This is a genomic window from Pseudomonas frederiksbergensis, from assembly GCF_900105495.1.
Lineage (GTDB): Bacteria > Pseudomonadota > Gammaproteobacteria > Pseudomonadales > Pseudomonadaceae > Aquipseudomonas > Aquipseudomonas frederiksbergensis.
This window is the reverse complement of sequence record NZ_FNTF01000002.1, coordinates 2,563,940-2,579,637: the sequence shown is the minus strand read 5'-3', so window position 1 is coordinate 2,579,637 and position 15,698 is coordinate 2,563,940. Positions and strand designations below refer to the sequence as shown.

The 15,698-nt window shown below is 54.8% G+C and carries 18 protein-coding genes and 1 tRNA gene; 6 read left to right on the top strand and 13 right to left on the bottom strand.

All coding sequences use genetic code 11. The features are described 5' to 3' along the window. Positions 1 to 3: 3 nt before the first annotated feature. The gene (locus tag BLW70_RS12165) at positions 4 to 210 is read left to right on the top strand and encodes a hypothetical protein (protein ID WP_074874293.1); all 207 of its coding nucleotides are present in this window, start codon (positions 4 to 6) and stop codon (positions 208 to 210) included. Positions 211 to 268: 58 nt separating this feature from the next. Here the strand turns inward: BLW70_RS12165 and BLW70_RS12160 are convergent, their stop codons facing one another. Both BLW70_RS12160 and BLW70_RS12155 read right to left on the bottom strand, forming a co-directional pair. Next, entirely contained in the window at positions 269 to 460 is a 192-nt protein-coding gene (locus BLW70_RS12160; RefSeq protein WP_074874292.1) for a YegP family protein, read from the bottom strand. 291 nt (positions 461 to 751) lie between these two features. Continuing rightward, the gene (locus BLW70_RS12155) at positions 752 to 1,078 is read right to left on the bottom strand and encodes a hypothetical protein (protein ID WP_074874291.1); all 327 of its coding nucleotides are present in this window, start codon (positions 1,076 to 1,078) and stop codon (positions 752 to 754) included. A 217-nt stretch (positions 1,079 to 1,295) separates the two neighbouring features. On the opposite strand from BLW70_RS12155, the gene BLW70_RS12150 reads away from it, so the two are divergent. Beyond that, positions 1,296 to 2,543: an MFS transporter gene (locus tag BLW70_RS12150; protein ID WP_074874290.1), complete on the top strand. Its 1,248-nt coding sequence runs from the start codon at positions 1,296 to 1,298 to the stop codon at positions 2,541 to 2,543. Positions 2,544 to 2,777: 234 nt separating this feature from the next. Continuing rightward, positions 2,778 to 2,870 (top strand): hypothetical protein, encoded by a 93-nt coding sequence (locus tag BLW70_RS31480; RefSeq protein ID WP_413037944.1) that lies wholly within the window; start codon positions 2,778 to 2,780, stop codon positions 2,868 to 2,870. Between the two features lie 3 nt (positions 2,871 to 2,873). On the opposite strand, the gene BLW70_RS12145 is transcribed toward BLW70_RS31480, so the two are convergent. From BLW70_RS12145 to dapA, 8 genes are all read right to left on the bottom strand, one after another. Then, complete coding sequence (locus BLW70_RS12145; protein WP_074874289.1) at positions 2,874 to 3,317, bottom strand: membrane lipoprotein lipid attachment site-containing protein; 444 nt, start codon at positions 3,315 to 3,317, stop codon at positions 2,874 to 2,876. A gap of 207 nt (positions 3,318 to 3,524) precedes the next feature. After that, entirely contained in the window at positions 3,525 to 4,529 is a 1,005-nt protein-coding gene (locus BLW70_RS12140) for a hypothetical protein (RefSeq protein ID WP_074874288.1), read from the bottom strand. A gap of 126 nt (positions 4,530 to 4,655) precedes the next feature. Further along, positions 4,656 to 5,729, bottom strand: a complete 1,074-nt coding sequence (locus BLW70_RS12135) for a PIN domain-containing protein (protein WP_074874287.1) — start codon at positions 5,727 to 5,729, stop codon at positions 4,656 to 4,658. A gap of 373 nt (positions 5,730 to 6,102) precedes the next feature. Continuing rightward, positions 6,103 to 6,192, bottom strand: a tRNA-Ser gene (locus BLW70_RS12130). An 83-nt stretch (positions 6,193 to 6,275) separates the two neighbouring features. Further along, complete coding sequence (purC, locus tag BLW70_RS12125) at positions 6,276 to 6,989, bottom strand: phosphoribosylaminoimidazolesuccinocarboxamide synthase (RefSeq protein WP_008034929.1); 714 nt, start codon at positions 6,987 to 6,989, stop codon at positions 6,276 to 6,278. A gap of 28 nt (positions 6,990 to 7,017) precedes the next feature. Next, positions 7,018 to 7,776, bottom strand: a complete 759-nt coding sequence (locus BLW70_RS12120) for an MBL fold metallo-hydrolase (RefSeq protein ID WP_008153089.1) — start codon at positions 7,774 to 7,776, stop codon at positions 7,018 to 7,020. A 4-nt stretch (positions 7,777 to 7,780) separates the two neighbouring features. Beyond that, complete coding sequence (gene bamC, locus BLW70_RS12115) at positions 7,781 to 8,896, bottom strand: outer membrane protein assembly factor BamC (protein WP_074874286.1); 1,116 nt, start codon at positions 8,894 to 8,896, stop codon at positions 7,781 to 7,783. Positions 8,897 to 8,913: 17 nt separating this feature from the next. After that, positions 8,914 to 9,792, bottom strand: coding sequence for a 4-hydroxy-tetrahydrodipicolinate synthase (gene dapA / locus BLW70_RS12110; RefSeq protein ID WP_074874285.1), 879 nt, complete (start codon positions 9,790 to 9,792; stop codon positions 8,914 to 8,916). A gap of 327 nt (positions 9,793 to 10,119) precedes the next feature. Between dapA and BLW70_RS12100 the strand changes: the two genes are divergently transcribed. Both BLW70_RS12100 and BLW70_RS12095 read left to right on the top strand, forming a co-directional pair. Further along, the gene (locus tag BLW70_RS12100; protein ID WP_046055714.1) at positions 10,120 to 10,680 is read left to right on the top strand and encodes a glycine cleavage system transcriptional repressor; all 561 of its coding nucleotides are present in this window, start codon (positions 10,120 to 10,122) and stop codon (positions 10,678 to 10,680) included. Positions 10,681 to 10,690: 10 nt separating this feature from the next. After that, the gene (locus BLW70_RS12095) at positions 10,691 to 11,164 is read left to right on the top strand and encodes a peroxiredoxin (RefSeq protein ID WP_074874284.1); all 474 of its coding nucleotides are present in this window, start codon (positions 10,691 to 10,693) and stop codon (positions 11,162 to 11,164) included. Positions 11,165 to 11,304: 140 nt separating this feature from the next. Here BLW70_RS12095 and BLW70_RS12090 read toward each other — a convergent pair whose 3' ends face one another. Together BLW70_RS12090 and BLW70_RS12085 are read right to left on the bottom strand one after the other, a co-directional pair. Beyond that, the gene (locus BLW70_RS12090; RefSeq protein ID WP_074874283.1) at positions 11,305 to 12,375 is read right to left on the bottom strand and encodes an AI-2E family transporter; all 1,071 of its coding nucleotides are present in this window, start codon (positions 12,373 to 12,375) and stop codon (positions 11,305 to 11,307) included. Positions 12,376 to 12,406: 31 nt separating this feature from the next. After that, on the bottom strand, positions 12,407 to 12,646 hold the full coding sequence (locus tag BLW70_RS12085; RefSeq protein ID WP_007930235.1) for a sulfurtransferase TusA family protein: 240 nt from the start codon (positions 12,644 to 12,646) through the stop codon (positions 12,407 to 12,409). Between the two features lie 98 nt (positions 12,647 to 12,744). Here BLW70_RS12085 and BLW70_RS12080 point away from each other — a divergent pair, with 98 nt between their 5' ends. Beyond that, positions 12,745 to 14,178, top strand: coding sequence for a M48 family metalloprotease (locus tag BLW70_RS12080; RefSeq protein ID WP_074874282.1), 1,434 nt, complete (start codon positions 12,745 to 12,747; stop codon positions 14,176 to 14,178). A gap of 78 nt (positions 14,179 to 14,256) precedes the next feature. On the opposite strand, the gene BLW70_RS12075 is transcribed toward BLW70_RS12080, so the two are convergent. Further along, positions 14,257 to 15,684: a DegQ family serine endoprotease gene (locus BLW70_RS12075; RefSeq protein WP_074874281.1), complete on the bottom strand. Its 1,428-nt coding sequence runs from the start codon at positions 15,682 to 15,684 to the stop codon at positions 14,257 to 14,259. Between the last annotated feature and the right edge of the window lie 14 nt (positions 15,685 to 15,698).

The following is a 15,698-nucleotide window of genomic DNA, read 5'->3' as shown; positions in this document are numbered from 1 at the left end:
ATCATGGCTAGAGATAAAGCGAAAGACGACAAACACTTCAACTGCACCCAGGACCATGAAGCCGATTACGTCGCCGGCCTTTACCCTCACGCAAAGGAAGAGGTTAAAACGTTCCTCAGGTCGGCCTGCAAGGATAATTCCCTGCACAACTCCACCCACAAGGATGTCTACGACCTGATCAAACGAAAACTGGGGCATTCACAACCATAAGGAAAGCCACTCGATCAAAACAAAGCTGCTCTGACTGAGCAGCTTCACCGTCTGAAGACTAGATTTCCTTGACCGGCGTCTGATCGTGGGTCCCTTTGATCAAGCTGATGGCATGCACACAATCAGACTTGTTGACGTAAGCCTCCCCACTGGCAATCGTTTCATGGTTACCCGCCCTCAAACGCCATCGCCATTGACCTTTGCCGGTCTGTGCGGTGCCACGGGTTTGCCTGTAAATCTCAAAATACATTGCTCGCTCCTTGCGATTGCTGATGACGGCAGATCAGTGATCTGCGAAACGAGAGTAGATGAGGTTTTTTTGCAGCAGGGTCTTTCAATGTCAGGGGATGTTTCGCAGATACAGCCTTGATTGATGGGACAACCAATAGATTCGGGGAACGGTAAATCGGGTGACTGCGCTGAGTAACTTTTCCCTTGAAAAGGCATATTTTTCTTACGCTGCGATGCTGTTCGGTCCGACGCAAAAAACACTGATTCGAACCTTTGATGATCGCCCGGTAATACATGCCTTACAGACTGCTCACTGATTCTTCTGTTGGGAAGAATCGTCAGCTGACAAGGCCAAAGGTTGTTCTTCCATCAGCACGTCAACTTCTTTAAATTCTGCTTCAGGCTGAGCCGGCTGAGGATGGGGCAGTAAACCCCGCACAGCCCTTTCAATCAGTGAAAGGATTCCATAGGTGATGAAGCCAAAGATCAGTCCAACCACCAAAATGCTCAAAGGGTGCACCTGCGCTGCATCGGGGCTTTCCAACATGTAGCTAAAAGCCTGAACGGCAACGGTCAGGCATGCCGTGAATGCGGCCACCAGCTTCACAAACACCCAAAACCGTCGCCATCTGTTCATGCATCCCCCCGACATCCGGTGATTTGCCCTGTATTGCATGATAGCTAATGACCAGAGTTACACCGAAAACCAGAAAATGCTGATGTGAGATCGGCGCAACTGTCTGATCGAAATCACTCATCGATCCAGCGTATCTTGGCGGAGTTAGCGGCAACGCGGCTGCGGAGGTGCGACGCGCTATCAGATGCTTATGCCAAACAGACTTACGAGGCTCATGATGAAAACCACGGACAAGTCGGATGGCACTTCGGTTACTGCGCCAGTCGAGAAGACGTCAACCGCCAATGCCTGGCGTACCATGCCTGGCGGCATCTGGGCGCTAGGCTTCGTCTCGATGCTGATGGATATCTCCTCAGAGATGATCCATGCCTTGCTGCCGCTCTATATGGTTACCGTGCTCGGGACCTCCGTTTTGGCGGTGGGTCTCATTGAAGGTATTGCCGAGGCTACGGCCTCGATCACCAAGGTATTCTCCGGGGCGCTCAGTGATCGATTGGGCAAGCGCAAGCTGCTCGCAGCGTTGGGCTATGGGCTGGGGGCACTGTCCAAACCGATCTTTCCTTTGGCGAGCTCGCTGGACTGGCTGATCGGGGCTCGCTTTATCGACCGCATTGGCAAAGGTATTCGCGGCGCCCCGCGCGATGCATTGGTGGCCGACATCACACCGCCGGCGATACGGGGGGCAGCTTTCGGCCTGCGGCAAACTCTGGATACCGTGGGTGCATTCCTGGGTCCGTTGCTGGCGATCGGATTGATGTGGCTGACCGCGAACCACTTCCAGACTGTGTTCTGGGTCGCCGTCATTCCGGCCTTCCTTGCCGTCGCAGTGCTGCTGGTGTTCGTTCACGAGCCCAAACAAGCGGAAGGAACGCGTCGGGTGCGTGCGCCTTTGAGTCGGCGGGAATTAGCCCGACTGGGCGCTGGCTACTGGTGGGTGGTGGGTGTTGCTGCGGTGTTCACCTTGGCCCGTTTCAGCGAAGCCTTTCTGATACTGCGCGGCCAGGCCGTCGGGCTCGCGCCGATGTGGGCGCCAGCGGTGCTTGTTCTGATGGGAGTGGCCTACTCACTGTCAGCCTATCCCGCCGGGGCCTTGTCTGATCGTGTCAGCCGCGTGGCGGTGCTCGGCGCAGGTCTGATTTTGCTGATTGCTGCCGACCTGACCCTGGCGTTCGCGCCGGGTATCGAAGGCCTGATCGTCGGCGTCGTTCTATGGGGCCTGCACATGGGGTTTACCCAAGGAATATTCGCCGCCCTGATCGCCGATTGCGCACCGGCTGAACTGCGCGGGACGGCATTTGGCATGTTCAATCTGTTAACCGGGTTGGCCTTGCTGCTGGCCAGCGTCATCGCTGGAGCGCTGTGGGACACGATAGGCTTCCAAGCCACTTTCCTGATGGGTGGCGGCTTTGCTGTTCTGACTTTGTTGGGATTGTGGGTGATCAAGGCGAGAGTTCAGGTTCGATAGCAAAGAGCAATACCTGAACGAAACGCCAGAAACGAAAAAGCCCCTGAAATCTTTAACAATTTCAGGGGCTTAGTCTTATTCAATAATGGCGGAGAGATAGGGACTAATCCGACTATTTAACCCAGCAAATACGGGGCTTTCTAGCCTTCCAGAGAATTTTGCTACAAAAACTTGCTACAAAAATCTTATGATCCGGGCATCAGCCCTCTAGTAGAGTAATGACATGGCATCAATTTGATACTGCGTTCAGGCACCTTTCATGTGCGTCTGGTCATCCCTAAAGACGTTCGGCACATCCTGAACCGTAGGCGAGCCGCCGCCCGCTAAAAATCAATAAGAATTACAAATAGTCTGTGTCCCAATTTTATTGCAGTATGTTGTTTTGTTTTGATTTTGAGAGTCGCTCAAGTCTTTCCATGTCTGAGCCTCGCGAGCAACCTGCTCATTATTTGCATCTATTTGATTTTTTCTCTGAGCAACCTGCATTGCTAGTGTGTTGCAATCGCCTTGCGATGGATTAACGGTATCAGCTACACGGCTAACGCGGCTTTTCAAAACTTCAAAATTGAATTGGTAGGTGTTCAAATTCCCTTCTGCATATGATTGGGCTCGGGCACCAACCTCTGGCGTAACATAGCCAGTCACAACGCACTTATGGATGCCTGTAAGCAATGTTGCGAACGCAGTGTACTGATCGTCTGAAAGCGGTGGCTTTTGCGTGACGCAGCCACTCAGCAGCAATCCAGCAACCAGCATAAAAATTATTTTTTTCATTCGCCATCCTTAGAGATCGTTGAGTGGTGGCCCAGCAGTGGCACCATTCGTTGATTCTACCCAATCCTACGGTTGCAGTGTCATACGCCGCGTATCCGGCGATTTTATGCGCTGGTACAAGTCCCAGCACTCAAAACCACCTCGATCTAAAAACGCACCGTTTGCCGGGCGTGTCGCAACCGGGAAAATCGGCTTCTATTCATCAATTTATTTACCACACGTTATGCATTTCGGTTTCGGCGATTTGCTAGAAATCGGATTACTCGCAAAATACTGCAAAGCACCGATCCAATTAGTCTTTATCTCGTACCCCTCAAATATAGGTACAGAGATTTCTGCAGGGTTCCATTCCGGCCGAGAAACACTCTCGAAGACGCTTTTGGCTTCCTTGTACTGAGTCCATTTGTGGAAGACATTTTTTCCATATTGAGCTTCTAGCAAAATATGAATAGCGGCAATCGCATCAAGCAAATTTTTGAAATTTGCATTTTTCAGGCTTCCGCCTCGATTGTGTTTCACTGAGTTATACGCGTCATACCATTCAAGCGTCTGCGTTGGTGATTGATTGTTCCAGTTAGCAAATGGCTGGAAAATCTTTAAATTCGGATATTGACCCAATACAACCTTGTATTCATTTAGCTTGAGTATTGGTAAGCAATGGATGTAGTCGGTCGTTTTATAGGATTTTTGTTGGGGATACCCGTTTTCCATCAATACCCTGAGCAAAAGGTATTCGACCTCAGTACATGCCAAAATCAAAAGCTCGCGTATCTTATGGCCGTAAGATTCAAAATTTGTAACCGATGGTTCAACAACGTAGAGAAGTGAATCTAATGAATCCTGAATCGCTTGGTAGGCTCTAATTTCTTGGTAGTAGCTATCCCCTACGTAGTTAAATTGAAAATTTCCTCTGCTGATTCGAGAGAAGAAAAATCCGGGATTCGCCACTTCAACCAAGTCGAGCACGTCAATGTTAATACTTTCGCAAAACCGAAGCAAATAAAAATAAATTGATTTTTCCGTTGGTTTTAAAATATCCCCACCCGCAAATCTTTTATCGTAATCACTTGAAGCTTGTTGAGTCCATTCCTTCCAATCTCGGCAATCGTATGTATAGAACTGACTATCTACATACAGATGAACTACGTTGCCTTCTTTTTGAAAGATTCCTAATAGGCCGTCCCGATTACGGAAAGCATAGCTTTGTAGCATCGTCTAATCCTTGAGCAATTTATCGTTAATCCAGTGAACAGATCACCGGAAAAGCGAAGCGAACACCAGAAAAATCCGCATTTGCGGCCTTACACTCTAAAATTGACGGAGAATTACCGCAGGCGATTACCTGTAGTCCTCGTAAGGAGTTTCCTCTACTGAGAATTCAATCCCGCCCGATAGACCTTGAACGCTTATGTCCATATCTTGAATTGTAAACTCTCCATCATCCACCTCATACGAAAGGTCGATCTCAACCGTAAACTCTAGCTTTCCTTCATCTACCTGAGTCGTATCTTCAAAGGTGTATATGACATCATCTTCTCTGTCATATCGACCATTTGCGTAGTCAGGTCCCGTAACAGACACACGGTAGTGCACCTCAACATCGCAAACGATTTGACAGTTCTCATCGTCAATATGGATGATAGATGGCTCAAAATCTCCAACACCGAGAATTGAGAACTCATCTACCTCCGCATCTTCCCACGTTGACGAGTTATAAGCATCGGCATCTTCAATTTGAGATTTTATACTCTGCTTAATATCTGCCTCATGCTCTTCGATATATTCTTTGATGAATTTCGAACGATCTTCATCATGGGCGTTATAAAGGTCGAGAAGTTTGCTTAGGCTGTCGACTTGGATGAATCGGGGGTTTTCTTCGCAGAAAGTAATCAAGTCCTTATCTTCGGAAACAACATATATTTCTTCGTGACCCTTCAAAGCACCACGAACAGCCAAAAGGGTAAACGCGTCAGGAAATTCATTTTTTTTCTTTCCACCTTGAAATGGTGGTTTTTGATCAAAGTACATCTCGACAATTTCGTTTCCATCTACTTTGCTTAAATCAACAATAGTAGTATTTGAATCATCGAGAAACTCATCGAAAACTTGAATTGCATGGTTTTCTATTTCTTTTTGATCGAAAGGCACAAATAAATTTTTAATGATATCGTCATTAGAATTCGTCAGGATTTTCGCTTTACGGCGAAATGCATTCACTCCATTGATAGCATCTCCAATGTGCTCACTTATTTTACGTTTTACTTCTCGGATAACTATCGTGCTGGTGATGTGATTTAGCTCACCATCACTACAAATATCTTTGAAAGACTCTAAGATCTTGGATGAGAAATCCAAACCAGCCTTCACAAAAAACTCTGTATCTACGAAGACATTCCTTGTTTGTAGCGGCATCGCGACCTCCTGAGATGACGGCTATTTGCTGCTCATACTCACCGTGCCACCGAAGCAAATCAACCCTCCTTTGGTTGATCTTTTCCTGCAGAGCCGCAGAGCCGCAGAGCCGCAGAGGGGGCTTTTAATGCACAATCGCTCGCGTGCTATGCAAAGCGAGGCGAACCCCCACTGTTTCGCACCATAGGCGGTCACACAGGGTGCTAGCCAATGAGACGTAGCGGTAGGACTTGATCGCTCAATCAGAAAATACAGACGAAAAAAAACAGCGATTTGGTCGCTGCAGTTTGGCAAAAAATTGCTGCAAACTACTGCTACAAATCACTGTTTCTTAACCTTCGCAACTCATTGATTTACAAAGGTTTTTTAATAATGGCGGAGAGATAGGGATTCGAACCCTAGGTACCGGTGAAGGTACAACGGATTTCGAATCCGTCCCATTCGGCCACTCTGGCATCTCTCCAACGGCGCGCATCATAACAACACTTTTGCCGGAAGCGAACCCCCTAAGCGAAATTTTTCCGTGCTATCAGATGCTTGCGTCGATTAAAGCGGTACGCCCAGACGATTGGCGACTTCTTCGTACGCTTCGATGACGTCACCGAGGCCCTGACGGAAGCGGTCCTTGTCCATTTTCTTGCCGGTGGCCTTGTCCCACAGGCGGCAGCCGTCCGGGCTGAATTCGTCGCCCAGGACGATGGAGCCGTCGGAGAACACGCCGAATTCCAGTTTGAAGTCGACCAGCAGCAGGCCGGCGTCGTCGAACAGTTTGCTCAGGACTTCGTTGACCTTGAGCGACAGTTCTTTCATGCGAACCAGTTGCTCGGCGGTGCCCCAACCGAAAGCCACGACGTGGGATTCGTTGATGAACGGGTCGCCCTTGGCGTCGTCCTTCAGGAACAGTTCGAAGGTGTAAGGGTTGAGCTTCATGCCCTCTTCAACGCCCAGGCGCTTGACCAGGCTGCCGGCGGCGTAGTTACGCACGACGCACTCGACCGGGATCATGTCGAGCTTCTTCACCAGGCATTCATTGTCGCCCAGCAGTTTGTCGAATTGGGTCGGCACGCCGGCTGCTTCGAGTTTCTGCATGATGAAGGCGTTGAACTTGTTGTTCACCATGCCTTTGCGGTCGAGCTGCTCGATGCGCTTGCCGTCGAACGCCGAAGTGTCGTTGCGAAACAGCAGGATCAAGCGGTCAGCGTCGTCGGTCTTGAAAACCGATTTGGCTTTGCCGCGGTAGAGTTCTTCACGTTTTTCCATGATGGGCTCCGCTTGCTAAGTAGGTGGGCTAGGCGATGTGTCGCCAGTCGAGCCCTGAATCTTGATCGGCCAGTTGCAGCCAGTCCGGGTCGCACCCGAGGGTGTCGACAAAACATTGCCGGGCCAGCTGCGGCAGGTTGTTCTTGCTGCTCAGATGGGCCAGGACCAGGTGTTGCAGGCCTTGCCAGCCCAACTCGGACACCAGGAATGCCGCCTGATGGTTGTTCAAATGCCCCAGTTCACCGCCTACCCGCTGCTTGAGAAAGTACGGGTAATGACCGCGAGCCAGCATGTCACGGCAATGGTTGGACTCGATCATCAACGCATCGAGGTCCCGATAACCGTCCAGCACCTTGTTGCAATACGAGCCCAGGTCGGTCAACAGGCCGAAACGCCGCTCACCGTCACTGAAGACGTATTGCGTCGGTTCCTGTGCATCATGGGCCACGGCAATGACGCCGATGCTCAGTGCGCCGATCTGCAGTTGCTCGCCGCCGGCCAGTAGGCCAGCCGGTTCTATGGGTTTGCGCATCCCGCGCAGGGTACCGCGACTGAGGTAGACAGGCAGATTGTAGCGCCGAGACAGCAAACCCACGCCATGCACGTGGTCGGCATGTTCGTGGGTCACGAGTATCGCGCTCAGCTGCGCAGGGTTCACACCCAGGCGCAGCAGGCGTTTTTCGGTTTCCCGCAGGGAGAAACCACAATCCACCAGCACATACGTGTCAGCGCTGGCTATCAGCGTGCCGTTCCCTTGGCTACCGCTGCCGAGAACGGCAAAACGCATGTGATCAGCCCAGATTGTCCTGAATCACGCTCAATACCTTGCGCGCCACATCTGCCGGCGCCACGGTGTTGATGTTTTTCTCTACGGTGACCTGGACGTTTTCGCCAACCTTGCTCAGGCGAACCTGATAACGCTCGGCACGGGCTTCAACTTCTTCCTTGTCCGGCTTGCTGCCGAACAGACCACTGAAGAAACCTGGCTTCTCGTCCTTCTTCTCGGCTTTTTCGGCCAGGTTGATGTAGTAGAGACCCAGGCTGCGGTTGATGTCTTCAACGCGCCACTCGCCCTGTTCCAGCGCACGACCGACGCTCGACCAGGCACGATCCAGGTCGGTGCCGACGTTCAGGACAGGGTTACCGCTGCCGTCTTCGCTCAGGCTGACACGACTTGGCGTATCGGCGTCACGCGAAGCCAGCATGGAGACCGAACCGCCCTTCTCCGAAGTGCGACTCATGCTCGCGAGCATGTCGTCGACCAGTGCCGCGTCCAGGCCAGTGTTGACCGAACGGTTGGTGAAGGCCACGTCGGCGGTGCTACCGGCAGGACGCTCGGCGCTGACCACGTAGATTTCGCTGGTGTTGCGCTGCACGCCTGGCTCGATGCGGACCCGCACGCGGGTTTCGCTGTCAGCGCCGACACCGGCTGCGCTCAGGCGCTTGGCCATCGCTGCGGACAGCTCGTCGGAATGCTGCCAGGTGGTGGTGAATTCGCCGGTTTGCGGACGCTGTTCGTCCAGACGGAAACCGTTGTCCTGGAAGAACTGCACGGCCACTGGCCAGGCTTCGGCCGGCGGGTTCTGAGCGACGATCCAACGCGAATCACCGGTCTTTTGCAGCGAGTAGGCGCTGGCGTCAGCCGCTGCCGACAACGGCTGCGGACGAGGAACGATGTACTCGCCCTTGACGGAGTCATCGGCCACGTTGCGCGGGATCGGCAACAGCGGATCCAGACGTTTGGCGGTGCTGACATCCGGCGGCAGTTGCATGGGTGCAGTCTGTTGCGCTTCCAGGTAATCGCTACCGCGGTCACGGAAATAACCTTCCGGGCCCCAGACCCATCCACAGCCACTGGTGCTGGAGATGATCAAGGCAAGTGCGGAAAGTCCGGCCAATCGCTTCATGCGTAGTACTTCCTCAATTAAACCAGGACGCCGCACTGGCGCAGGGCCGTGCGAAGCGTTTCATGACAAGGTGCGCTCAGCCAGGTCAGCGGCAGGCGAATGCCTTCGTGCATCAGGCCCATTTCGACCAAAGCCCACTTCACCGGAATCGGGTTGGCTTCGATGAACAGATCCTTGTGCAGCGGCATCAATTTTTCGTTGATTGCCCGTGCAGTCTCGGCGTCGCCCTTGAGCGCCGCCTCGCACAGGTCGGCCATTTCGCGCGGGGCGACGTTGGCGGTGACGGAGATGTTGCCCTTGCCGCCCATCAGGATCAGCTCGACAGCGGTCGGATCATCGCCGGACAGCACGATGAAGTCCTTGCTCACGCCATCAAGGATTGCCTTGGCACGCTTCATGTCGCCGGTGGCTTCCTTGATACCGATGATGTTCGGCACAGTGGACAGGCGAATCACGGTCTCGGCCTGCATGTCGCAGGAGGTGCGGCCAGGAACGTTGTAGAGGATCTGAGGGATGTCGACCGCTTCGGCAATGTGCTTGAAGTGCAGGTACAAGCCTTCCTGGGTCGGCTTGTTGTAGTACGGAACGACCAGCAGGCAGGCGTCGGCGCCGGCCTCTTTGGCGTTACGGGTCAGTTCCACGGCTTCGCGGGTCGAGTTGGCGCCGGTACCGGCGATGACCGGAATACGGCCATTGACCTGCTTGACCACGGCCTTGATGACGGCGATGTGTTCGTCTACGTCGAGGGTTGCCGACTCGCCGGTAGTACCGACCGCGACAATGGCATGGGTGCCGTTTTCAAGGTGGAAGTCCACGAGTTTGCTGAGGCTGTCCCAGTCAAGACGCCCTTGTGCATCCATGGGTGTGACCAGTGCCACCATACTGCCCGCAATCATGAAACCGCTCCTGCCGGAAAAAGAGAGCGGTAATGGTACTGGCGCCAAGATGCTTGTACAAGCGAAGTACTGCGCTGCTGCCATTCCCCTTGGCGCTGCTTTTCGCTACCCTTCAGACTTTGATCGGTACTGATAAGCTCGTACGCCGGGTTCCAGCCTCCATTTTCGGCATCACAAGCCCCGATCCAGCGTTGCCGCCCCTCGCTCCTGCCTCACTGGAGCATGTTGCAACCTTGTGGCTCGGGTTTTCTGAATTCGCATCCGCAGGCTCGTTCCCGGAAAAAAGCCCTTGGTCGTACCGACCGCTCATCGCTTTAGGAATGCTGCATGTCCACCCCCACAGTTCGCGAACAATTCCTTGTCATCAGTGCCCTCGGCGCCAACCCCATGGAGCTGACTAACGTCCTGTGCCGCGCCAGCCATGAAAACCGCTGCGCCGTGGTCACCTCTCGCCTGACACGTCATGGCGAGTGCAGTGCGTTGATCCTCGAGATCTCCGGCAGCTGGGACGCCCTGGCGCGCCTCGAAGGCAGCCTGTCGAGCCTCGCCAAGAAGCACGCCTTTACGGTCAACGTAGTGCGTAGCGCGGCGCTGGAGAATCGTCCTCAAGCCCTGCCATACGTCGCTTATGTCAGCTCGGCTTACCGCTCGGACATCATCAACGAGCTGTGCCAGTTCTTCATGGACCACAACGTCGAGTTGGAAAACCTGACCTGCGACACCTATCAGGCTCCGCAAACCGGCGGCACCATGCTCAATGCCACGTTTACCGTGACCTTGCCGGCCGGTGTGCAGATCAGCTGGCTGCGCGATCAGTTCCTGGACTTCGCCGACGCGCTGAACCTGGATGCCCTGATCGAACCGTGGCGCCCACAAAACCCAATGTAAGGAAGCTTTCATGGCCGTTGCCATCGACCAACCGGTTGCCGACTTCGAAGCACCCGCCACCAGCGGGCAGACCGTCAACCTCGCGAACCTCAAAGGCAAGCAGGTGGTGATCTACTTCTATCCAAAGGACAGCACGCCAGGCTGCACCACTCAAGGCCAGGGCTTTCGTGACCAGCTCGACGCCTTTAAAGCCGCCAATACCGAAGTCTTTGGCGTGTCTCGCGACAGCCTGAAATCACACGAAAACTTCAAGGCCAAGCAGGCGTTCACCTTCGAGCTGATCAGCGACAAGGAAGAAGTGCTCTGCCAGCAGTTCGACGTGATCAAGCTGAAAAAGCTCTATGGCAAGGAATATATGGGCGTTGATCGCAGCACGTTCCTGATCGACAAGGATGGTGTGCTGCGTCAGGAATGGCGCGGAGTGAAGGTGCCGGGGCATGTGGATGCGGTTTTGGCTGCAGCTCAGGCGCTGAACAAGGCCTGATTTTTAGCGTCCTTTCGGACGCTTTCGCGAGCAGGCTCGCTCCCACAGTTGACCGAGTTGTCCAGACAAACGCGGTTGAATGCGGGAGCGAGCCTGTTCGCGATGAGGCCCGACTCCCACCGCATATTCAATGTTCGCAGTTAAAGCAACGGCGCCACCACCGGCTCTTTGCGCGGCCACGCATCCAGTACGGCCTTGAACAAGGTTGCTAGCGGAATCGCAAAGAACACACCCCAAAAGCCCCACAGCCCGCCAAACAACAGCACCGCGCAGATGATCGCCACCGGATGCAGATTGACCGCTTCCGAGAACAACAGCGGCACCAGCACGTTGCCGTCCAGCACCTGGATGATTCCGTAGACCGCCATCAAATAGATGAACTGATCGCTCCAGCCCCACTGGAACAGTGCAATCAGCATGACCGGCACGGTCACCACCACGGCACCGACGTAAGGCACCACCACCGACACGCCCACCAGCAATGCCAGCAACGCCGCATAGTTAAGCCCCATAACCACAAAACCTATGTAGGTCACGCCACCGCAAATGAAAATCTCGATGACCTTGCCGCGAATGTAATTGGCGATCTGCCTATTCATTTCATGAGCGACGCGGGTGATCAGCGCCCGCTCGCGGGGCAAGTAACCCCGCACCCACTGACCGATCATCTCCCGGTCCTTGAGAAAGAAAAACACCAGGATCGGCACCAGCACCAGGTAGATCATGATGTTCACCAGCAACGGCAGACTCGACAGCGAGAACGTCAGCGCCCACTGACCGAACTTGCCGATCTCGCCCCGCGCCACTTCGATGGCCTGCAGCACCTGCTCATCGGACACCAGATGCGGGTAGCGCTCGGGCAGCAGCAATAACAGCGACTGCCATTTGGCGAGCATGCCGGGTAACTCGTTGAACAGCGTAATCAACTGATGCCAGAGCAACGGCACCACAATCACGATGAACACCAGCAACAGCCCCATGAACAACGCAAAGACCAATCCCACCGCCACCCCGCCCGGCGTGCGCAGGCGTTCGAGATTGACGACCAACCCTTGCATCAAATACGCCAGCACCATCCCGGCCAGCACTGGCGCAAGCATGCCGCCCAGCGTCAGTACGGCGGTAAACGCCAGAAACAGCAGGACCGCCAGCACCACGGCCTCTTCATCGGAGAAGTAGCGCTGAATCCAGTCGCGTAACACTTTGAACATCAATAATCCTTAGAAATGAACGCAGCAGAATTCAGGCTTTTTTCAACCAGTAGCGGTAAACACCCGCTTCATCTTCTTCACGAAGCAGGGTATGACCGGCCAATCGGGCAAAGGTGCGGAAGTCGCGCTGCGAGCCCGCATCGGTGGCAATCACCTTCAGCACTGCTCCGCTGGCCAGTCGATTGAGTTCCATCTTGGCCTTGAGCAACGGCAAGGGGCAATTCAGGCCGCTGGCATCGAGCTCGGCGTCATGGGCTACAGCGTCGGTCATTGCATCACTCCGGGGGCAGGTGGTCGAGCGGCTAGAATATCTGGTCCGAAGCGTAGTGTCCGGCTACAGTAAGGTCTTTGTCGACTAAGGCTTTGTGCATGACTTTTTTGCGCCCTACCCTGCTGACGCTCGCTTGCCTGCTCGCCTCACCGGGCTTCGCCGACGACCTGCCGTCACTCGGCGACGCCAGTTCTGCCATTGTCTCGCCGCAACAGGAACATCAGTTGGGCCGTGCCTGGCTGGCGTTGTTGCGCAGCCAGGTTTCGCAACTCAACGATCCACAGCTCAAGGACTACGTCGAATCCAGCGTCTACAGGCTGGTAGAGACCAGCCAGGTCAATGACCGGCGCCTGGAGTTCATCCTGATCAACAGCCCGCAACTCAACGCCTTCGCCGCACCAGGCGGCATTGTCGGGGTCAACGGCGGCTTGTTCCTCAATGCCCAGACCGAGGGCGAATATGCCTCGGTACTCGCTCACGAATTGGCTCACTTGTCGCAGCGCCACTTCGCCCGTGGCGTCGAAGCACAACAGCGCATGCAGGTGCCGATGATGGCCGCGCTGCTGGCCGGGATCGTGATTGCCGCAGCCGGCGCCGGCGATGCCGGGATCGCGGCCATTGCTGGCACTCAGGCGGCAGCCATTCAGGAACAGCGGCGTTTCTCTCGCCAGAACGAACAGGAAGCTGACCGCATTGGCATCCTCAACCTGGAAAAGGCCGGTTACGACCCGCGGTCGATGCCGACCATGTTCGAGCGATTGGCGCGCCAATATCGCTTTGACGCCAAGCCACCGGAATTTCTGCTGACTCACCCAGTGACCGAGTCGCGGATCGCTGACACGCGCAACCGCGCCGAACAGGCAAAACCCGGCGGCATCGAAGACTCTATGCGCTATCAGCTGATTCGTGCACGGGTCCAGTTGATCTATGAAGAAACCCCAGGCCTGGGCGCCAAACGCTTTCGTGCCCAGCTTGAAGAAAATCCGAAAAATGATGTCGCTCGCTATGGCCTGGCCATCGCCCAGATCAAGGGCGGCCAGTTGAATGAAGCACGAGAAAACCTCAAGGGGCTTCTGGCCAAATCGCCGAACGAGATCATCTACAACCTGGCGCAGGTCGATCTGGACATCACCAACAATCGTCTGCCGGACGCCCAGGCTCGGGTTGACCGAATGTTGACGCAGTATCCCGGCAACTATCCGCTGAATTCGGTGCGTGTTGACCTGCTGCTCAAGCAGAACCGTGCGCCCGATGCGGAAAAAGCACTGGAGAATCTGCTCAAGAGCCGCCCTGACGATCCAGACGTCTGGTACATGGTGGCCGAGACTCGCGGTCTGTCAGGCAACATCATCGGCCTGCATCAGGCCCGCGCCGAGTATTTCGCCCTGGTCGGGGATTACCGCCAGGCCATTCAGCAACTGGACTTCGCCAAGCGCAAGGCAGGCACCAACTTCCCGCTGTCATCGCGTATCGACGCACGGCAACGCGAGCTGATGGAACAGGAACGCATGATCAAGGACATGATGGGCTGATCTGCCTTTCAAACAAAAAAGACGGGCACAAAAAAACCGCCTCTTTCGAGGCGGTTTTTTATTTAGCCAACAACCGGATTATTCAGCCAGTTTGAAGGTAATGAAACTGGCGCGACCTTGACGCAGAACCCGCATCGACACCGAGCGGTTCTTCGGCAATGCCTTGGCAATATCCGTGAACTCCTTGGCAGAACTGATTGCCTGGTTATTCAGGTGAGTGATCACATCGCCTGGCTGCAGGCCAATCAGAGAAGCAGGACCGTCCTGGACTTCCTTGATGACGACGCCGCCTTTGAGGTCGTAGGTTTTCTTCTGCTCATCCGTCAGCTCGACCACGGAAACACCCAGCCGGTTACTGCTGCGCTCGATGGTAGATTTCGGCAGCGAATCCAGTTCTTTGCCTTCTTCCGGGATAGCGCCGACAGTCAACTCGACATTCTTGCGCTTACCGTCACGAATCACTTCCAGATCAGCTTTCGAGCCGGCCTTCAGCGCGCCCACCAGATGTGGCAGATCGGCGGACATGACGATCGGTTGACCGTTCATGCTCAGAATCACATCCCCTACTTGCAGGCCACCCTTGGCAGCCGGGCCGTCGTCCTGGATCTGAGCCACCAGCGCGCCGGCTGGCTTCTCCAGGCCGAACGACTCGGCCAGATCCTTGTTCACTTCCTGAATCACCACACCCAACCAGCCACGGCTGACTTTGCCACCGCTTTTAAGCTGATTGGAAACGTCCATCGCGACGTCGATCGGGATCGCGAACGACACGCCCATGAAACCGCCGGATCGCGTGTAGATCTGCGAGTTGATGCCGACCACTTCACCGGCCAGGTTGAACAGCGGCCCCCCAGAGTTACCCGGATTGATCGGCACGTCGGTCTGGATGAACGGCACATAGTTTTCGTTCGGCAGGCTGCGACCAACGGCGCTGACGATCCCTTGGGTCACGGTATGGTCGAAACCGAATGGCGAGCCAATCGCCACGACCCATTGGCCGGCCTTCAGGTCCTGGGATTTGCCGAGCTTGAGGACTGGCAGATCCTTGCCTTCGATTTTCAGCAGGGCCACGTCGGAGCGCGGATCGGTGCCTACCAGCTTGGCTTTCAGTTCGCTGCGGTCAGCGAGGCGAACGAGGATCTCGTCTGCATCGGCAATCACATGGTTGTTGGTCAGGATGTAGCCATCAGACGAGATGATGAAACCCGAACCCAGGGATTGGGCTTCACGCTGACGATCCCCACGTGGCGTACGCGGCTGTGGCGGCATACCGCGCTCGAAGAACTCGCGCAACATGGGCGGCAAGCCTTCAAGGTCGGGCATCTGCTCGTTCACTCTGCGATCCGGCAGCTTCTGCGTGGTACTGATATTTACCACCGCGGGCGAGGCCTGCTCGACCAACTGAGTGAAGTCAGGCAACTCGACCGCCTGAACAGCGACCGCCTGGCCCAGCACCAGCACAGTGGCAAAAATAGAAAGATAAGATTTCAAGCGTGGTATCGACATACGGCTCCCGTTAC